The following is a 17,626-nucleotide window of genomic DNA, read 5'->3' on the forward strand; positions in this document are numbered from 1 at the left end:
GGTGGCCGGAGATCGTGGATGCGTCCATTGCTCGAAATTCATGTTCGAAAACAGATGCAGCGAGAGGAGCGCCCAGCTTGCAACGGAATCTGATGCGCCGCTGGTTGGCTGCGGTCGAGCCGGTTGCGCCAATGCTCCAACTGCTGCTGAAAGTCAATCAGCGACATGCGAGGACAGGGGTGGGCGGACGCCAGCGCGACGTGCGCGTGCACCTTTCGCCGGGCCCGCCTTGATTTTCGTCATTGCCGGTCTGTGGTCCTGGCCTGTGCGCAAGTCTTTGCCGGGCAATGCGCTCCGCGCCCACGCGATTGAGGATCATTTATCGACAAATTCGTCTAAGATCTGCCGCACCAACGCTCGTCGCTTATAGCGCGTGCTCGCGACCCTGCTAGAGTCCGGCGGCAATGGCGATCCGCATCAACTCGGACATGCTGCGTACACTGGTCTTGGCCATGAGGTTGGCACGGTAAACCTCGACCGTTCGCGGGCTGATGCCAAGATCGTGCGCGATTACCTTGTTGATCTTGCCGGCCAATAGTCCCCGCAGGACGTCACGCTCGCGCAAAGAGAGGTCCGCAAGGCGGGCTTCCGCCTGCAGTTTCGCTGCGTCATCGGCTGGCTTCATAGGCCGCGCTTCCAAAGCGGCGTTGATGGCGCGCAACAGTACCTCGTCCTCGAACGGCTTCTCGATGAAATCGACCGCACCCGCCTTCATCGCTTCAACCGCCAGCGATACGTCACCATGACCGGTTATCAGGACGACCGGACAGTCGATGCGATCGGCCTTCAGCTTGCGCACCAGTTCAAGGCCGCTCATGCCTGGCATGCGGATATCCGATACGACGCAGTCGACTGGACCGCTCGCGATGTCATTGAGAAACTCGGTCGCCGTCTCGTGGGTTGCTACCCAGAAACCACTAATATCAAGCAGAAAGGCCAAAGAATCCCGCATCGCGTCGTCGTCGTCGATCACAAGAATGCGCCGCGCAGTCATGCTTCTTCACCGACCTCCGCAAATGGCAGCGTGAACTGAAAGATCGTGCCTCCGCCCGGATTGGCTTCCGCGACGATGTGACCGCCATGGGATTCGACGATTGTCCGGCAGATTGATAGTCCAACACCCATGCCGTGCTCCTTTGTTGTGACAAAGGGCTGGAACATGCGGTCGGCAACATCAGGGCTGATGCCGGAACCCGTATCGGCGACGGTGAACCTGGCGAGACCGTCGACCTTGCTAACTCCGACGGTCAATTCGCGGCGCGGACAGGAAGCCATCGCCTCGATTGCATTGCGTATCAGGTTCAGCGCGACTTGCTGGATCTGGATCTTGTCTACGATCATTGACGGCAGTTCGCGATCGCTGCGCATCGTTACCCGCACGCCTTGCTCCTTGGCGCCGAGCAGGGCCAGCGCCACAGCCTCTTCAAGAAGCGTGAGCGGATTTTCCACAGAATGCTGCGTCTCGCCTTTGGCAACAAATTCCCGCAGGCGCTTGATGATATCGCCGGCGCGCAGAGCCTGTTGGACAGCGTTTTCGAGTGCATCACCGATGCGACTGGCGTTTGGCTTGTCTGCCGCCAGCAGAACTTTTGCGCCGCGCATGTAATTCGTGATGGCGGAGAGCGGCTGGTTGATTTCATGGGCGATGGACGATGCCATCTCACCCATGGCGGTCAACCGAGACACGTGGACGAGTTCAGACTGCAACTCCTGGAGCCTGCGTTCCTGCGCCCGCCGTTCGGTCAGGTCTCGGATGAAGCCGGTGAAGAAGCGTTCGCCGCGCACTTTGGCCTCGCCGACGGCAAGCTCCATCGGAAAGGTCGAGCCGTCGCTCCGCTCGCCGACCACAATGCGCCCGACGCCAATGATGCGCTGCTCGCCGGTGGTCAGATAACGTTCAATGTAGCGGTCGTGCTCGGATCGGTAGGGCTGCGGCATCAACTTGGATACATTCGTTCCAACCACGTCATCCGGCATCCAGCCGAATAAACGCACAGCCGCGGCGCTGAACGAGCGAATGATGCCCTTCTCGTCAATCACGATCATGGCTTCCGGTACGGTGTCCAGGATCGATTGCAGATGGGCCTGCCGATACCGCGCCTGCTCCGATTCCTGCCGCAGCCGGTCGCCCATGAAGCCGAGCATGGGACCAAGTACCGCGAAGGCTGCAATATCGATCGTGTTCGCGGAAACGGTGATGAGGCCTTTCCCAAGTACTGCGACGCTGACGACAAGGCAGAGCAGGGTAGCGAAGCTCGCCGGTCCGCGCCCGCCGGCGAAAGCGGCAAAAACGATCGCCGGAAGGTAGATGATCGTAAATGAGCGATCCTCGAGATACGGATTTAACGCTGCGCGGAGCACGAGGGCGAGCGCGGCGGCTGCCGCCGCAGTGCCATAACGATACCAGATGTGGTCGGACATATCTGCCGGTAGACCCTCTCATTCAATCGAACTTACATCGTTTGGTCGCAGGAGACCACCGAAGGCAGACGCGTGCCGATTTACGGTCGATATATTGTGCAGGAAGGCGCGATCGTTATTTGAGCCAAATGCGCCAATGCGTGGGCTGCACAGCGACGTGCTCCCCGCTCGTCGCTCTGATCCAGCCGCCGAAGATCCGGCGGCAGGGGAAGACCAGCCGATGAATGGTATTACCCTCGATCACGCCAATCTCCAGGTCCCGATCGAAGGGCGCCGTCTCGATCCGCTCCCAGGTCACGTTGCTATTACGCCCTGGACGGTGTTCATCGCTGCCGACTGACAAATTCAATCACCTTCCAGACAGTCCGGGCGCCATCGCTTGTCCAGCCGCGGGAACAGCTGCAGCCCAATATCGCACACGCCGCGTGCGGTCTCGATTGCGGAGATCGTCGCCTCGGTGCTCTTGGCAAAGGCATTGCTTGACGTTCTCGCAAATATCGGGATTGGCGGCTGCGAGGCGGTTTTCCGCTTTTGATCAAACTGATCCGGACCATCCTGCAATTGTGCCCGCCGCAGGAGAAAGTTTGCCGAGGCCTGTCATGTCGAACATCCATTGTTGGCGAGTCGTCTCCTGGCCATGGCATTAATTGGAGGGGCGCGCGGATGGCTAGCTGCGCTCGGCTCCGAGGGTCCGCGGGTCGATAAAGTGGACACCATCGCAAGCGATGCAGGTGATCTGGTGCAGGTCGTTGGCGGGCTCGGCTGCGTCGTCCGGCAGCAGTCCTTGAACCCGGTCGCCTCTATTTGGGCACGAAACGATCATGGGGCGCCAAGTCGTTCTGTGAGCCATGTGTCTGACCTATGACTGGGATAATGTTTTTATCGGCAGCTAGCCGTGGAAGTATTGATCCAAGTCAAAAAAAGCGCGATGCGCGTCTGGAACGATGGACGGCGGCGCGGCCGCCGCGAGTGGTCAGGATGGGCAAGCATGTTCCATCGCGGGTGGCTCGCTAGGCCGCGCTTCAGTCCCGACAAACCTGAATGCAGCCGAGTTGATGGAAATCAAAATGCAGGACGCGCAATCATGCGAATGTTGAAGTACACCCCACGCTCACCGCACCGTGACAACGTTTGTCAGTAGAGATGTGAGAGGCGGGAAGGAGATGTTAAATTGATTGCTCGCCTCGCATTGTCGGTGGCCTTGCCGGCGCTGATCGCAGCCGTCGGCTTTGGTGCGGAAGCCCTGAACCTTAGCCTTTTCGAAACCTTGGCTGCGGTGAGTCTGATCATTGGCTTTGCCGTTGCGGCGGCAGGGTGGGCCGTCAGGAGCGAGACAGGGGCCGTTTCGCTTTCTTGCTTGCGATCACGGGGGCGCAGGTCTGGCTGTGGCCAATAATTTGGGATGCTGCTTGAGGCAAATCAAATGCTCTCCTGGCACGAATGGCAGAATAGGCAAGGATGAGTAAACCCACCTAAAAAGAGGGTAGTCATGCCTTCATTTAACGTTCGCTTCATTAAGACCGTTTGCGACGATACGGGCCACGAGCATCGTGCGTGTCAGGCGGCGTTCAAGGTCGATGCTGCATCGCTGAGTGCTGCTGCGCTCCAGGCGGAGACCGACTTCTGCAAGCAAAAGGGGGTCCGCGATTGGACCATTTTCGCCGATGCGATGGAGCTTCGAGCCCCGTCTGCATTGCCTCCTTCATGGGCCGGCTAGCCTGAACTCGGCTAGCGCCGATGTTCCATCCCCGAGTTCAAGCGCGATCTTGTAAAACGTCGCTCCGAGCGTCGACAAGCTCGCGATGTTGTTGCCAATGTAGCAGGCGTCCTGTTGCCCGGGGCAGGAATACGAAATGACCTTGCCGCAACTCTTGCCGGCCCGTCGCTCAGCCAGCTGGGTGCGCTGCTCCGCAGAGCATCGTCCCGGGCAGGGCGATCCGGATCGAATGATTTGCTCCGACGTTGGTCAAATTTGATGCAGGTCAAAAACAAATCTGCCTCCTGCAGCTATGGCTGCTTCGAGGGATATGACACATGGTCAGCCAACCTGCACATATCGGTGGTCCTTGGCGGTTTAGGAGCTTGCTTGGCCGGTTACGAGCGAGTCTGTCTCGAAAGTCCGAGCTTGCTTACTTGAGCCCGCAGGACATCGATGCGATCGCGCGCGAGCTTAATCTGTCAACGTCCGCGTTTCGAACCCTGGCGCAGAGTCCGAGCGCTTCCGAACTCTTGCGCAAGCGCCTCGCGCTTGCTGGTTTTTCCGAACATGCGCTTGCCGCCTGCCATGGTGACGTGTTGCGCGATCTGCAGCGGGTGTGCGGCCTATGTCCGGCCAAAGGACGTTGCGCCGCCGACCTCCAAGCTGGTATGCATCGAAATCCGCTGAAAGACTGCCCCAACGAACACACCCTGCGCGCGCTCGGTCGTGAGGTCGATGACGGCCGCCCGCAGCGCTTTCGCGATTGATGAGCCCGATCGCTTAGCTCGCCGGAAATGATCTCCCCAAGCATCCCGCGTTCAAGGAAGGCCTAGCCATGACAAGCCCATCCTCCGCCTCGAAATCCACCACGATGGGTGAAGCAGGCCTGATGTCGGCATTCGCAGTTTCTGCATTCGTTTTCTATATCGCCGGGGCGATGGGGCACGATTCTGCCTTTACGTTCCACGCATTGCTGGCTTCTGCCGCCAGTCTGATCGCTGCAGCCGTCATCCTCAACCGATACTATGAACGGCCGGCGCAACTCCCGCCGGCCCAGATCAATGGCCGACCGAACTACAATCTTGGTCCGATCAAATTCGCCTCGGTACTTGCGATGTTCTGGGGCATTGCAGGCTTTTCCATTGGTTTGCTGATCGCCTCGCAGCTTGCCTGGCCTGCACTGAATTTTGATCTGCCCTGGACGAGCTTCGGCCGGCTGCGCCCGCTGCACACATCGGCTGTGATATTTGCGTTCGGCGGAAACGTGCTCATCGCGACATCGTTCTACGTCGTGCAGAAGACCTGCCGTACCCGCCTGGCTGGCGATCTTGCGCCATGGGTTGTGGTCGTTGGCTATAATTTCTTCATTCTGATCGCGGGCACTGGCTATCTGTTCGGTATCACCCAATCGAAGGAATATGCCGAGCCGGAGTGGTACGCCGATCTCTGGCTCACCATCGTCTGGATAACCTATCTCATTGTGTTCCTGGCGACACTGTTGAAACGGAAAGAGCCGCATATCTTCGTCGCCAACTGGTTCTATCTCGCCTTTATTGTCACCATTGCAGTGCTCCACCTCGGCAACAATCCCGCATTGCCGGTGTCGGTGTTCGGTTCGAAATCCTACATCGCCTGGGGCGGCGTGCAGGATGCCATGTTTCAGTGGTGGTACGGCCATAACGCGGTTGGCTTCTTCCTGACCGCCGGCTTCCTCGCGATCATGTACTACTTCATTCCAAAAAGAGCCGAGCGCCCGGTCTATTCTTATCGTCTGTCGATCATCCACTTCTGGGCGCTGATCTTCCTCTACATCTGGGCTGGTCCGCACCATCTACACTACACGGCGCTGCCGGACTGGACGCAGACCCTTGGCATGACGTTCTCGATCATGCTGTGGATGCCCTCCTGGGGCGGCATGATCAACGGCCTGATGACGCTTTCGGGCGCCTGGGACAAGCTGCGCACCGACCCGGTGCTGCGTATGCTCGTGGTCTCCGTTGCCTTTTACGGCATGGCGACGTTTGAAGGTCCCACCATGGCGATCAAGGTCGTCAATTCGCTCAGTCATTACACGGATTGGACGGTCGGCCACGTGCATTCAGGCGCGCTGGGCTGGGTCGGCTTCGTATCATTCGGCGCGCTGTATTGTCTGATTCCCTGGCTTTGGAATCGCGAGCTATATAGCCTCAAGCTCGTCAACTGGCACTTCTGGATCGCCTCGATCGGGATCGTGCTCTACATCTCCGCGATGTGGGTGTCCGGAATCCTGCAGGGGCTGATGTGGCGCGCTTACACCTCGCTTGGTTTCCTCGAGTACTCGTTCATCGAGTCGGTCGAGGCCATGCATCCTTTTTACATCATCCGTGCCGCGGGGGGCGCACTGTTCCTGATCGGCGCGCTGATCATGGCCGCCAATCTCTGGATGACGGTGAATGCACAGGAAGCCGGTCAAATCCAGGACGCTCAAGCGCTCCAGGCCGCAGAATAGGTCATCGCATGTCGCTCTGGAACCGACACAAGATCTTTGAGAAGAACTCGATCATCCTGATCGCAGGTATCCTTGCCGTGATAGCGGTCGGTGGCCTGGTCGAGATCACGCCGTTGTTCTACCTCAAGAGCACGATCGAGGCGGTGGACGGTGTGCGGCCTTATACGCCGCTCGAACTTGCCGGCCGCAACATCTACGTACGTGAGGGGTGCTATCTCTGTCACTCGCAGATGATCCGGCCGCTACGCGATGAGGTCGAGCGCTACGGACATTACTCGCTGGCCGCTGAGAGCATGTATGACCACCCGTTTCAATGGGGCTCGAAGCGGACCGGCCCGGACCTCGCGCGTGTTGGCGGGAAATATTCCGATGAATGGCACGTCACGCATTTGAACAATCCGCGCGCCATCGTGCCGCAATCGGTGATGCCAGGCTATCCGTCGCTGGCGAACACGGAGATCGACCTGGCCGACATCGTCGCACATCTGCGCACCAATCGGGCGGTCGGTGTCCCCTATACCGAGGACCAGATCAAGAACGCTGTCGCTGACCTGAAGACGCAGCTCGATCCTGACAGCCCGAACGTCGCATCGTTCCAAAAGCGCTATCCGAGGGCGGCTGTGCGCAATTTCGACGGCGGGACCGGCAATCCGAGCGAACTCGATGCGCTTGTCGCCTACCTGCAAATGCTCGGCACATTGATCGATTTCAAGCTCTACGACGAAAAAGCCAATCTGCGCTGAAGGATCCTTGGATGAAAGCCATTATTTCCATCGAGAGCCTGGCTTCAAGCTTCGTCGTGACGCTCTGGACGCCGTTGTTCGTCGGCATCTTCGTAGCCATCGTCGTTTACGCGCTGTGGCCCCGCAACAAGAGGCGTTTTGATTCTGCAGCGCGCATGCCGCTGCGCCGGGACTGACAGATCATGACCGAGCATAACGACATCGATATCGATCACATCTCTGGCCGCTCCACGACGGGGCACGAATGGGATGGTATAAGGGAACTCAACACACCGCTGCCGCGCTGGTGGATTTTGAGCTTCTACGCCACGATCCTTTGGGCCATGGGCTACTGGGTCGTTTATCCGGCCTGGCCACTCCTCTCAAGCTACACGACCGGCGTGTTTGACTATTCGACCCGCGCCAGCGTCATCAATGACCTTGCCAGTCTTGAGAAGCTGCGCGGCGAGAAGATGGCCATGCTCGGCAAGGCGTCTCTGACCGAGATCGAGAAGGATCCGGTCCTGCTGGGATTGGCCCGGGGGCGCGGCAAGACGGTGTTCGCGGACAATTGCGCGCCCTGCCATGGCAGCGGCGGCGCGGGTGCCAAGGGGTATCCGAACCTCAATGACGATGACTGGTTGTGGGGCGGATCGCTCGACCAGATCCTGCAGACCATCCAGTTCGGCGCACGTTCCGGACATGCGAAGGCGCATGAGGGACAAATGCTAGCCTTCGGCCGCGACGGCATCCTCACGAAAACCGAGATTGTCACCGTAGCGAATTACGTGCGATCGCTGTCAGGCCTGACCACGGCAGCCGATTTCGATGCTGCGGCCGGCACAAGGATCTTTGCCGAGAATTGCGCGGTCTGTCATGGCGAGAACGCCAAGGGCAATCAGGCACTCGGCGCGCCGAATCTGACTGACCGGATTTGGCTGTACGGCTCGGATGAGGAGACGCTGGTCGAGACCATCAGCTATGGCCGCGCCGGCATCATGCCGGCTTGGAGCCGGCGGCTCGATCCCGTCACCGTCAAGGCACTTGCCGTCTATGTGCATTCACTCGGCGGCGGACAATAGGCGAGGTGCGCCGCAATACCTGCGGCGCCGTTGGCCCGGATCAACGTGAGTCACCCGCGTCCGATGTAAGGTCGTCATGAAACCTGCCGTGAACAAGACCGTTTCGCGCGATGACCCGGTGATCGACGAGGATGGGCCACTCTATGTAGCCCGTAGGAGGGTCTATCCGCAGAGCGTCCGCGGTACTTTCCGCACCATCAAATGGCGGCTGATGGTGGTGTGTCTGGGCATCTACTATCTGCTGCCATTCGTGCGTTGGCATCGTGGCCTTGGCGCTCCCGACCAGGCGGTGTTGCTCGATTTCTCGAACCGGCGGTTCTACTTCTTCTTCATCGAGCTCTGGCCGCAGGAGCTGTACTACTTCACCGGCTTGCTCGTGCTTGCCGCCATTGCACTGTTCCTGATGAACGCGCTGGGCGGTCGGATTTGGTGTGGTTATCTCTGTCCGCAAACGGTCTGGACCGACCTGTTCCATGCGGTCGAGCGCTGGCTCGAGGGCGACCGTCGCGAGCGGCTGAAGGCCGCCGCACGCCCTATGACGATGGGGCGCGCGGCGAAGCGCGTGCTGAAGCACGCGATCTGGTTGATGATCGCTTGGTGGACCGGCGGCGCCTGGGTGCTCTACTTCGCCGACGCGCCGACCTTGGTGCGCGATCTGGCAACGTTCCAAGCGCCAGCAATTGCCTATATCTGGATCGGGATCCTGACCGCTTCGACCTATCTGCTGGCTGGCTACATGCGCGAGCAGGTTTGCGTTTATATGTGTCCTTGGCCGCGCATCCAGGCCGCGCTCACCGATGAATGGGCGCTCAATGTCACCTACAAATACGATCGCGGCGAGCAGCGCTGCTCATTGAAGAAATCATTCGATCTGCGCGCGCGCGGCGAAAGGGCCGGCGACTGCATCGATTGCAATCAATGCGCGGCGGTCTGCCCGACCGGAATCGACATCCGCAATGGCGCCCAGCTGGGCTGCATCCAGTGCGGGCTGTGCGTCGACGCCTGCGATGCCGTCATGAGGAAGATCGGGCGCAGCACGGGCTTGATCGGTTATGACAACGACATCAATATTCAGCGTCGGATGGACGGCAAGCCGGAGCTATTCAAGCCGGTACGCCCGCGCACGCTCGTCTATGCTTCCTTGATCGTGGTCGTCTGCGCCGTGATGCTTTATGGGCTATCGTCGAGAACTCTGCTCGATCTCAGCATCCTACACGACCGTAATCCCGTGGCGGTCAAGCTCAGCGACGGTTCGGTTCGCAACGGCTATACGGTGCGCTTGCTCAACAAGCGCGGCGTCGATCGCGTGATCGCGATCGACGTCGATGGCCCAACCGAAACGTCCGTCCACGTCGTCGGCGCCGATTCCGTGACCGTGGATCGACCGATGATCGTCTTGGCTCGCGATACTACGACAGAACTGCGTGTACTGCTGACAGCGCCGGTTGACGACAAGTCAGGACACTCGATGCCGGTGAGGTTTCGGGTCACCGATATTGGCCTTGGCGAGGTCGCTTCCGCAATGGATCATTTCGTTCTCCCCTAGCCAGCACTGACCGGATCTGACCATGACCGCATCAATTCGCGTCGCGCGGCCCATCACCGGACGCTTCGTCCTGATTGCCCTTCTCACCTTCTTTTCGGCCGTGATTGGCGCCAATATGCTAATGATGCGCTTTGCCATCACGACCTTGCCGGGGACAGAGGTCGACAGCGCCTATAGCGCTAGCCTCACCTATGAGCGTGAGATCATCGCGGCACGACAGCAGAACGAGCGACGTTGGCAGGTTCAGGTACATATCCACCGGCGGCCAGACGGTGAAGCTGTGCTTGCGATTGAAGCGCGCGACCGCGCAGGCGCGCCTGTCGCTGGAGTGAATTTCATGGCCCGGCTCGAGCGCCCGGTCGACCGCCGGGCCGATCGGGCGATTGATGTCTCGCAGGCCGATGTTGGAACTTTCCGGGGCAGCGCCTCGGGCGTCGCCGTCGGGCAGTGGGATCTCGTGATCGAAGGCGACGCCGGTGGCCGCCGCATGTTTGTATCGAAAAACCGCGTCGTCTTGAACTGAGAGTACATGCCCCATGCAGAAAGACATCGATTTTTCTCACTTTCTGAAAAGGGCGGGCGCGGACCTCGTCCAACTCGACCTCGCGGTAGAGGGCATCAGTTGCGCGGGCTGCATGGGCAAGATCGAGCGCAATTTGTCGAGCATTCCGGATGTGACCTCGGCACGCGTGAACCTTACCGAAAACCGGCTGGTGATCGAATGGAAGGCTGGAGCGCTCGATCCAGCGCTATTTGTCAAGCGGCTCGCCGAACTAGGCTATAGGGCGTATCCCTTCCAGCGGGACAGTGCGGAGACGTTGGAGGCGGAAAGGGCGCAGAGCTTGTTGCGACGGCTCGGCGTCGCCGCCTTTGCCGCAATGAACGTGATGATGCTGTCGATCCCGGTGTGGTCCGGAAATGTCTCGGACATGCTGCCGGAGCAGCGCGACTTCTTTCATTGGCTCTCCGCGCTGATCGTCCTGCCCGCGGCGGCCTATTGTGCACAACCGTTCTTCTCTTCCGCTTTTGCGGCGCTTCGGGCACGCGGAGCCAATATGGACGTGCCGATCAGCATCGGGATCCTGCTCGCCTTGGCAACTTCGGTGATCGAGACCATCGCTCATGCCGAGCACGCCTATTTCGATGCGGCAATCATGTTGATCGCCTTCCTGCTCGCAGGCCGCTATCTCGACCAGAACATGAGGCGGCGCACCCGCGCCTTCGCCAGCAACCTTGCTGCACTAAAGGCGGAAACTGCAGCGAAGTTCATAAGTCCTACCGAAATCAGAACCGTTCCTGTGGCGGCGATCAAACCGGGAGATATCGTGCTGGTCCGACCCGGCGAGTGCTGTACCGTCGACGGCAGCGTGATCGGGGGACACTCCGAGGTCGATCAAAGCCTCGTTACCGGCGAGACCTTGCCGGCGATTGCGGCTCCAGGCAGCGCGGTGTTCGCCGGCACATTGGTCCGATCCGGCACCCTGCGCGTCCGCGCGGCGACGGCCTCGGACGGCACACTGCTTGCCGAGATCTCCAGGCTACTTGATCATGCCCTCCAAGCGCGCTCGCGCTATCTGCGCCTCGCCGAGCGCGCGTCGCGGCTCTATGCGCCCATCGTTCACACTACGGCCTTGCTGACGATGCTTGGTTGGCTGGCCTCCGGCGTCGCCTTCCATGACTCGGTCGTCACCGCGATCGCAGTCTTGATCATCACCTGCCCCTGCGCGCTGGGCCTGGCTATCCCCGCGGTGCAGACCGTGGCCTCCGGCGCACTATTCCGTTCCGGCGTGCTGCTCAATGCGGGGGATGCGATCGAGCGTATTGCGCAGGTGGACCGAGTGATCTTCGATAAAACCGGTACGCTGACGCTGCCTGAGCTCGATGTTGCCAACCTCGCTACTATTCCCCACCATGTCATCGAATTGGCAGGCCGGCTCGCGCTGGCGAGCCGCCATCCGATCGCCGCCGCCGTCGCACGAACTGCCGGTGCAAGCGAGCCGCTCGCCGATATCGAAGAGGAGCCGGGACGAGGGGTCCACGGTTACTATGAGGGAGCGCCAATCCGACTTGGCCACCCCGCCTTCTGCGGTGTCGACAGCCTCGCGAACGAGATCCTGTGCCGTGATCCTGAGGCCTCCGTCGTCGCGTTCAGCCATGGCGACGTCAGGCACGTCTTTGCCGTCCGGCAACGGATACGGCCAGACGCAGCCGAGGTCGTCGCGAGCCTCGCGTGCCTTGGTATCATGGTCGAGATCGTTTCGGGGGATCGTGAGCCAGCTGTCCGGCGGGCCGCCGAGACGCTCGGCATTCAAAGGTGGCGCGCCAACGTCTCGCCGCCGGACAAGGTCGCTCGGATCGAAGACCTGACCAGCCAGGGGCACAAGGTGTTGATGGTCGGCGACGGCTTGAACGATGCGCCCGCGCTCGCTGCAGCGCATGCATCGATGTCGCCTGTCACTGCCACCCATATGAGCCAGGCAGTCGCTGATGTCGTCTTCCTCGGTGAGCGTCTCGAGCCCGTGATGACGGCGGTCAGAGGCTCGCGCAGGGCGCTGCGACTGATGCGGCAGAATCTTTGGCTTGCGGTCGTCTATAACCTCCTGGCTGTGCCCATTGCGATCGCCGGCTTGGTGACGCCGCTGATTGCCGCTGCGGCTATGTCAGGTTCGTCGGTACTGGTCATGCTGAATGCGCTACGGGCACGAAGAAGCGAGGCGGCCTGATGGAAGTCCTGGTCTATCTGGTTCCGCTAGCTCTTTCGCTCGGCTTCTTCGGCCTGTTGGGCTTTCTGTGGTCGCTGAAGAGTGGTCAGTATGACGATCTCGACGGGGCGGCTTGGCGCGCAATCACCGATGAAGAGCCCAACGAACCGTCTGTGCCGATCCAGATAGTGAAAATGGACCAGGGCATTCGTTGTAGCGGTCGTCAGCGCTGTCCGCGCGAGTGCTAGCTCGCGCATCCAGTCGGCCACTGCCGCAACTGGCGAGAACATGCGAGTCGCGAAGTCGGACAGCAAGCAGCTTGTTGAGAAAAGCAATGCGCTCAATGATCAACAAAGGCTGCTCGATGGTCTGTCCGGCTATCGATGGCGAGCTGTGTGTCCGAGACCACGATAGCTGCAGTCGCGGCTTCAGCCGCTGCCTCGCCCACGACGTCCCATTAGCTGCAGTCTCATCGATCACCGCTATCTCGATCGCGTAATCAATCGGGCCGGCGATGTCGCATTCTCCAGCAAGGTCGACCGTCGGACAACGAGGAACGCTCGAATTTGGACGAGTGTGGCGACTGGAGCCAAAAGCGCTGGCCGTCGATATCGACGTCGTCCGAAATCTCTCTTTCTAAGAGATCATTGCGAGTGCAAATGATGGTTTTGCCGCTCTCGCGCTACGTCAAGAAAAATGAAAGCTGTTCATGCGAGAGGATTGTACCACTTCGATAGGTTGTCGAGATCCGCAATGGAAGACGAGATCCGATCCGGTTGCCTCGATCAGCGCAAACGAAACTCTGCAGCTAGACGATCAGCTTTCCGACTGTGGCGGGAGCGACCATTATAAGAGATCGCGACGGTGTCTCACAGGGACTTGCATGGTTGATCCCTCTAAGATCGATTCAAACCTCGAACCTGAGCAGTTCTCGGACTAATCGCAATTTGCTTGTCAAAAGTTTTCAACGACTTGCTATAACCTGCTTGGTTTCGAACGCTGTGCGTCGATGAGGAGAGCTGCATTCGTCAACTTGTGGCGAAGTCTCTTGATACCAAACCTCCACGAAATGTTACAACCGGCCAGCCGTCGTTAATACCTGAGATATTGTCTTCTGAACATATGAGCGAGCTTGCATCTTTGCGCGAGTGCTATGTTGCCTCTTTTTTACGGTCGTCGCTTTGAAAAAACTATGTTACAAGCCGCTCCTCTCAAAAGGAGCATTCATTGTGAAAAAAGCAACCAAGAAACGCGTTAAGCGGCGCGAGTGGACCAAGGCAGATATCAAAGAGCTCAAGGTCCATTCAAAGGCTCGAACGCCGGTCACAAAGATATCAAAAATGACCAAACGCTCTGTCGGTGCGCTACGCCAGAAGGCCCTGCATCTTGGCATCGGATTGGGACATCAGCGTTAGCTTATGGAATGTGCTGGTGATTGGTCAGTAGGGCGGCTCCCGGGCCGCCCTTATTGGCTGTTGGATTTGTGTCGCAACTGCGCTTCGCGGATTTCCGCAGAACGGTATGCGGCTCGAATCCTGCCTGGCCCGGCACCGGTCGCTGTTTAAAGCGCAGTAATTCCGGCCATGAATATAGCCCAACTTCTGAAGGAACAAACTTCGAGCCCAGAGCTGATTTCCCTTGATTTCATTGCGCGATCGTTGCTGCTGATACCGAGAATGTAGGTTGTGAAGCGCTATAATGTGAAGTGTCGAAGCCTGCGTGCTCGGTGAGTACAGCCTGCATTCTTCGTGAACGTCTGGTGTGCTTCCCGGTGTGTTCCTGCCAGAGGCCCTGAGCGCCTTGGACTGATGAGGTGGCAGAGTTCCAGCAGCTGATCCGACAAGAACTTGTCGTTTGCGTCACCAACGGCCTGTCGCTCGAAGGAGTTTCGCCGGCACAGCGCAGAACGTGTGTCCGTGATCGGTGGTCCGCTCGCGGTTTTGTGGGGGCGCAGGATTGAGATTTGCAGAGAGATGAGCATTTCACTCAGTGCTCGCTACAGCTTCACGATTGCGGTCGGCCTCCAGCGCGCGGCATCTTTGACGAAGCCTTGAAAGGAGCCTGGTAGTTGCTGCCATCTCGGCATAAACTGGCTACATCACGAAACTAAGCCTATACGCACTTCCTGGCCGGTTTGCCTAAGTGCAAAATTCAGCTGTTGTTACTGTGATCGGCTCCTCTCGGCTGACCAAGGAGAAAGTTGCGTAATGGCCTGAGGTCGATTCTTTAAATCAAGACGCGTCTCCGCTGGGCCATTGGCTGTGGCCGATGAGCATTCTTGCGAGTGGGTGTTACTCGAAGATCATGGGGGCTACGGCTTGGGCGTAAGCGTACCCGGCCGGGCCCGCCGGGTCGCTCGAACTTCGGAACGATACGGTGCACCCAGCAGTAACAGAAACAGCGCGCGATTGGCTTGATAGCTGGCGGCGGAGCGGCTCCGTCCTGAACCCGTCATTACGCGGGCACCTTCGGCCGTATAAACGGACCACAACCACCTTCGTCCGCGCTGCTTCAGGAATGACTCGAAAACTGGAAGCGTTGACATGGCTACGGAGCGTCATTTCTGACGGTCGTGCGTTTGGTCTTCGGAAGGCCGGAGACGCTCTCACGGCGAACCTTCTCCAGACGATGCCTGACCGCGGCCAGCTTGGTAATGAACTCGTTTGATCCGCTTACCCCGAATTCATCAGAAGCGAGCTCGTCCAGTCCTTGCTGTTGCGGCGCCAAAGTCAATAGGCGCTTGCGAGTTTTGGCCGTCAGCGTCATCTGCACGACCCGAGCATCGCTCGCGCAGTGCTTACGCCGCAGGAATCCACTTTTCTCTAGTACCTTTGAGTGCGTCGTGACGAAAGAAGGGTCGACGTGCATCAACTTTGACACCAGGTTGACGGAGACACCATTTTCCTTGCCTAAGTAGGCCACTGCCATCAGGATCATCCACTGTGGCCCAGTGATGCCAAGCACATAAGCTCGGAATCTGGCAAGCTCTTCGAGACACGCACTGATCGACCTGATCTCCCACATGAACGGCCGGGCCGGCTCCAGTCCCTCAGTAGAGACACTTTCAAGCGCGCTGGCTAGACCGGGCAAATCCGGCGGCATCGTAGGTCAGGTTCCATCGTTCACCGGCTTCCCTTAGCGCGAATTGGCAGTAGGTACAACGCCGTAAGAGCAAGCAAATCAAACACTTGGTACGGTCCGGACGGATGGGTAGCGTGCGTAAGAAAGCCGTAGCTGCTCGGAGTCCAGCAGCGGCATTCACGGGCAACTTGCGTCGGATCGATGCTGCACGCCGGTCGGATCGCTGCGCCTGCCAGTGAGATAGCCGCGATTATGGTCTGCTTCTTGCTTCACTGGCGACCTGTCCGTTCCCTGCCGAATTTCTCTGGGGCATGCCGAGCATCGCGGAGACGCACGTCGCATTTTACGTGGCCGACGTAACACGTCCCTAAGGCGCAGGCATTTTTCCAGTAAACGTCCCGTATAGTTCTTCCCAACCTTCCCATGTCGGTAGCCAATCTTCATAGAGTTGAGCTGACCTTTGACTTCGATTTAATTGTGTGAGCAATGGGGACAGCGAAATGCTTCTGTGATCCCGCCAAGTCGCCGAAGTCAACAGCTCTCAAGATCAATTGCAAGCGCAAATCTTCTCAGGTGATGCGTTCAGCGCAAGCGACCGCCTCACGTGATCTCACGGCCGGCGCTACTCGCTCAATCGAACGAGTGCTGCGGCGGGGGGGACGCTTAATGAGGGTCTGAACTATGAGCGATGGTTTCGACCGTTCTCCTGCGGTTTGCTTTCTTCTCGGCCTCCCGCGATCCGGGACGACACTCCTGGCGCACTTGCTCCAGCACCATCCTGACATTGTGGCTCCGCCTGAGCCCTGGTTTATGCTGGCACTTGAGGCATTTGGCAGGGTCGATCAGCGACATCCGGCAGGATCCCCGCTGATCGAGGCTGCCACATCCGAATTTTTGGGACGGATAGATCGCACGTTGGTCTGCCGGGCCTTTGCCGACACTGCGTACAGCCAGTATCTGGCGGCAGCGGGCAAGCGCATCATCATAGACAAGACACCACGCTACTGGACGGCGCTGGAATTTCTTGAAGCTGTCTATCCAGAGGCGCCACACATCCTTCTGATGCGCAATCCCTATGCCATCGCCGCTTCACTGAAATCAACGTGGGGTATCCCGCTGCGGGCAGAAAACTCCTATCCGGTCAGCGTATCTGCTCTCGCTGATCTCATGCTCCGCCTGCCCGCTGTCGTTATATCGTCACTAGCCGATCTGGTTCTTGGCCTTCCCAGGCTCGCCGCGCACCGCGCTCGGCCGCGGACGCAGCTAATAAAATACGAACCGCTCGTGGCGCGTCCCGATCAGGAAGTCCGGCGTCTATTGGTGGCGCTTGGCTGTGATCCAGCGGTCGCCGCGTCCGCGGGAATGGAACAAGCAGATTATCTTCGATCCAGCAGCTTCGGAGACCGAAAAATCCTGGAGCGAAACGCGGTCGACGAAAGCTCTGTCAAAGCATGGCAATCCCAATTGAGCGCTGAAGAGATGCAAACGGTGACCGACCTGATCGGGGTCGAGCTTTTGATAGAGCTCGGATATGAGCAGGAGCTGCTGCATGCGCAGCAAGCCGGCGTGGTGGATAGGGGAGGAGAGGTTACCGAACTCCATCGCCGGATATTCCAAACCTGGCGGGATTTGCGCAGTCGTTCCGCATCCAATAGCTCCATAGTGCGGCAGACGCAAAATCTGTCGGACACCAACGTCGAGGAGGATCTGCGGCTGGCGGACTCAACGGCGGCTCGGTTGCAACACGCGCTGTTGACCTCAGAAGCTGAGCGCGCCGCGGGATTGGATGCCATTCAAAATCGCGACGCGGCAATCAAAGTTCTACGCAGCGAGATCGAACGTCTTGAGCAGGTCCTCAATATGCCTTAGGGTGATCTGGATGCTT

Annotated in this window: 15 protein-coding genes; 12 read left to right on the top strand and 3 right to left on the bottom strand. The window is 59.1% G+C overall.

The features are described from left to right. Positions 1–388: 388 nt before the first annotated feature. Both fixJ and ACVMB1_RS02660 read right to left on the bottom strand, forming a co-directional pair. Complete coding sequence (fixJ, locus tag ACVMB1_RS02655) at positions 389–994, bottom strand: response regulator FixJ (protein WP_069276034.1); 606 nt, start codon at positions 992–994, stop codon at positions 389–391. Next, positions 991–2,421: a PAS domain S-box protein gene (locus ACVMB1_RS02660; RefSeq protein WP_069276033.1), complete on the bottom strand. Its 1,431-nt coding sequence runs from the start codon at positions 2,419–2,421 to the stop codon at positions 991–993. Before ACVMB1_RS02660 ends, fixJ begins: the two co-directional genes overlap by 4 nt. Positions 2,422–3,910: 1,489 nt before the next feature. Between ACVMB1_RS02660 and ACVMB1_RS02665 the strand changes: the two genes are divergently transcribed. From ACVMB1_RS02665 to ACVMB1_RS02715, 11 genes are all read left to right on the top strand, one after another. Continuing rightward, on the top strand, positions 3,911–4,138 hold the full coding sequence (locus ACVMB1_RS02665; RefSeq protein ID WP_456814042.1) for a hypothetical protein: 228 nt from the start codon (positions 3,911–3,913) through the stop codon (positions 4,136–4,138). A gap of 416 nt (positions 4,139–4,554) precedes the next feature. Beyond that, positions 4,555–4,887, top strand: a complete 333-nt coding sequence (locus ACVMB1_RS02670) for a hypothetical protein (RefSeq protein WP_069276031.1) — start codon at positions 4,555–4,557, stop codon at positions 4,885–4,887. Positions 4,888–4,991: 104 nt separating this feature from the next. Beyond that, positions 4,992–6,608, top strand: coding sequence for a cytochrome-c oxidase, cbb3-type subunit I (gene ccoN / locus ACVMB1_RS02675; protein WP_456814043.1), 1,617 nt, complete (start codon positions 4,992–4,994; stop codon positions 6,606–6,608). An 8-nt stretch (positions 6,609–6,616) separates the two neighbouring features. Further along, positions 6,617–7,351, top strand: coding sequence for a cytochrome-c oxidase, cbb3-type subunit II (gene ccoO / locus ACVMB1_RS02680; protein WP_069276029.1), 735 nt, complete (start codon positions 6,617–6,619; stop codon positions 7,349–7,351). 11 nt (positions 7,352–7,362) lie between these two features. Further along, complete coding sequence (locus ACVMB1_RS02685) at positions 7,363–7,527, top strand: cbb3-type cytochrome c oxidase subunit 3 (RefSeq protein ID WP_057018760.1); 165 nt, start codon at positions 7,363–7,365, stop codon at positions 7,525–7,527. Between the two features lie 6 nt (positions 7,528–7,533). Continuing rightward, entirely contained in the window at positions 7,534–8,412 is an 879-nt protein-coding gene (gene ccoP / locus ACVMB1_RS02690) for a cytochrome-c oxidase, cbb3-type subunit III (protein WP_069276028.1), read from the top strand. A 76-nt stretch (positions 8,413–8,488) separates the two neighbouring features. After that, on the top strand, positions 8,489–9,958 hold the full coding sequence (ccoG, locus tag ACVMB1_RS02695) for a cytochrome c oxidase accessory protein CcoG (protein WP_256558515.1): 1,470 nt from the start codon (positions 8,489–8,491) through the stop codon (positions 9,956–9,958). Between the two features lie 22 nt (positions 9,959–9,980). Then, the gene (locus ACVMB1_RS02700; protein WP_069276027.1) at positions 9,981–10,481 is read left to right on the top strand and encodes a FixH family protein; all 501 of its coding nucleotides are present in this window, start codon (positions 9,981–9,983) and stop codon (positions 10,479–10,481) included. Between the two features lie 13 nt (positions 10,482–10,494). After that, entirely contained in the window at positions 10,495–12,681 is a 2,187-nt protein-coding gene (locus ACVMB1_RS02705) for a heavy metal translocating P-type ATPase (protein WP_069276026.1), read from the top strand. Next, positions 12,681–12,908, top strand: a complete 228-nt coding sequence (gene ccoS / locus ACVMB1_RS02710) for a cbb3-type cytochrome oxidase assembly protein CcoS (RefSeq protein ID WP_069276025.1) — start codon at positions 12,681–12,683, stop codon at positions 12,906–12,908. Before ACVMB1_RS02705 ends, ccoS begins: the two co-directional genes overlap by 1 nt. Before the next feature lie 981 nt (positions 12,909–13,889). Beyond that, a complete protein-coding gene (locus ACVMB1_RS02715) occupies positions 13,890–14,075 on the top strand; it encodes a hypothetical protein (RefSeq protein ID WP_075968370.1) in 186 nt (61 codons plus the stop codon). A gap of 1,132 nt (positions 14,076–15,207) precedes the next feature. Here ACVMB1_RS02715 and ACVMB1_RS02720 read toward each other — a convergent pair. Then, positions 15,208–15,762 carry a MarR family winged helix-turn-helix transcriptional regulator gene (locus ACVMB1_RS02720; protein ID WP_456848198.1) on the bottom strand — a complete coding sequence of 185 codons (555 nt, stop codon included), beginning with the start codon at positions 15,760–15,762 and terminating at the stop codon, positions 15,208–15,210. 660 nt (positions 15,763–16,422) lie between these two features. On the opposite strand from ACVMB1_RS02720, the gene noeE reads away from it, so the two are divergent. Further along, positions 16,423–17,610, top strand: a complete 1,188-nt coding sequence (noeE, locus tag ACVMB1_RS02725) for a nodulation protein NoeE (RefSeq protein WP_253587722.1) — start codon at positions 16,423–16,425, stop codon at positions 17,608–17,610. The last annotated feature ends 16 nt before the right edge of the window (positions 17,611–17,626 follow it).

The organism is Bradyrhizobium sp. USDA 4504, assembly GCF_054063995.1.

What these genes read in the sequence shown, in the direction of transcription:
- ccoN (WP_456814043.1), top strand. Translation starts at nt 4,992, where the DNA reads ATGGGTGAAGCAGGCCTGATGTCGGCATTCGCAGTTTCTGCATTCGTT.
- ACVMB1_RS02685 (WP_057018760.1), top strand. Translation starts at nt 7,363, where the DNA reads ATGAAAGCCATTATTTCCATCGAGAGCCTGGCTTCAAGCTTCGTCGTG.
- ACVMB1_RS02705 (WP_069276026.1), top strand. Translation starts at nt 10,495, where the DNA reads ATGCAGAAAGACATCGATTTTTCTCACTTTCTGAAAAGGGCGGGCGCG.
- ACVMB1_RS02660 (WP_069276033.1), bottom strand. Translation starts at nt 2,421, where the DNA reads ATGTCCGACCACATCTGGTATCGTTATGGCACTGCGGCGGCAGCCGCC.
- fixJ (WP_069276034.1), bottom strand. Translation starts at nt 994, where the DNA reads ATGACTGCGCGGCGCATTCTTGTGATCGACGACGACGACGCGATGCGG.
- ccoS (WP_069276025.1), top strand. Translation starts at nt 12,681, where the DNA reads ATGGAAGTCCTGGTCTATCTGGTTCCGCTAGCTCTTTCGCTCGGCTTC.
- noeE (WP_253587722.1), top strand. Translation starts at nt 16,423, where the DNA reads ATGAGCGATGGTTTCGACCGTTCTCCTGCGGTTTGCTTTCTTCTCGGC.
- ccoO (WP_069276029.1), top strand. Translation starts at nt 6,617, where the DNA reads ATGTCGCTCTGGAACCGACACAAGATCTTTGAGAAGAACTCGATCATC.
- ACVMB1_RS02720 (WP_456848198.1), bottom strand. Translation starts at nt 15,762, where the DNA reads ATGCCGCCGGATTTGCCCGGTCTAGCCAGCGCGCTTGAAAGTGTCTCT.
- ccoG (WP_256558515.1), top strand. Translation starts at nt 8,489, where the DNA reads ATGAAACCTGCCGTGAACAAGACCGTTTCGCGCGATGACCCGGTGATC.
- ACVMB1_RS02700 (WP_069276027.1), top strand. Translation starts at nt 9,981, where the DNA reads ATGACCGCATCAATTCGCGTCGCGCGGCCCATCACCGGACGCTTCGTC.
- ACVMB1_RS02665 (WP_456814042.1), top strand. Translation starts at nt 3,911, where the DNA reads ATGCCTTCATTTAACGTTCGCTTCATTAAGACCGTTTGCGACGATACG.
- ccoP (WP_069276028.1), top strand. Translation starts at nt 7,534, where the DNA reads ATGACCGAGCATAACGACATCGATATCGATCACATCTCTGGCCGCTCC.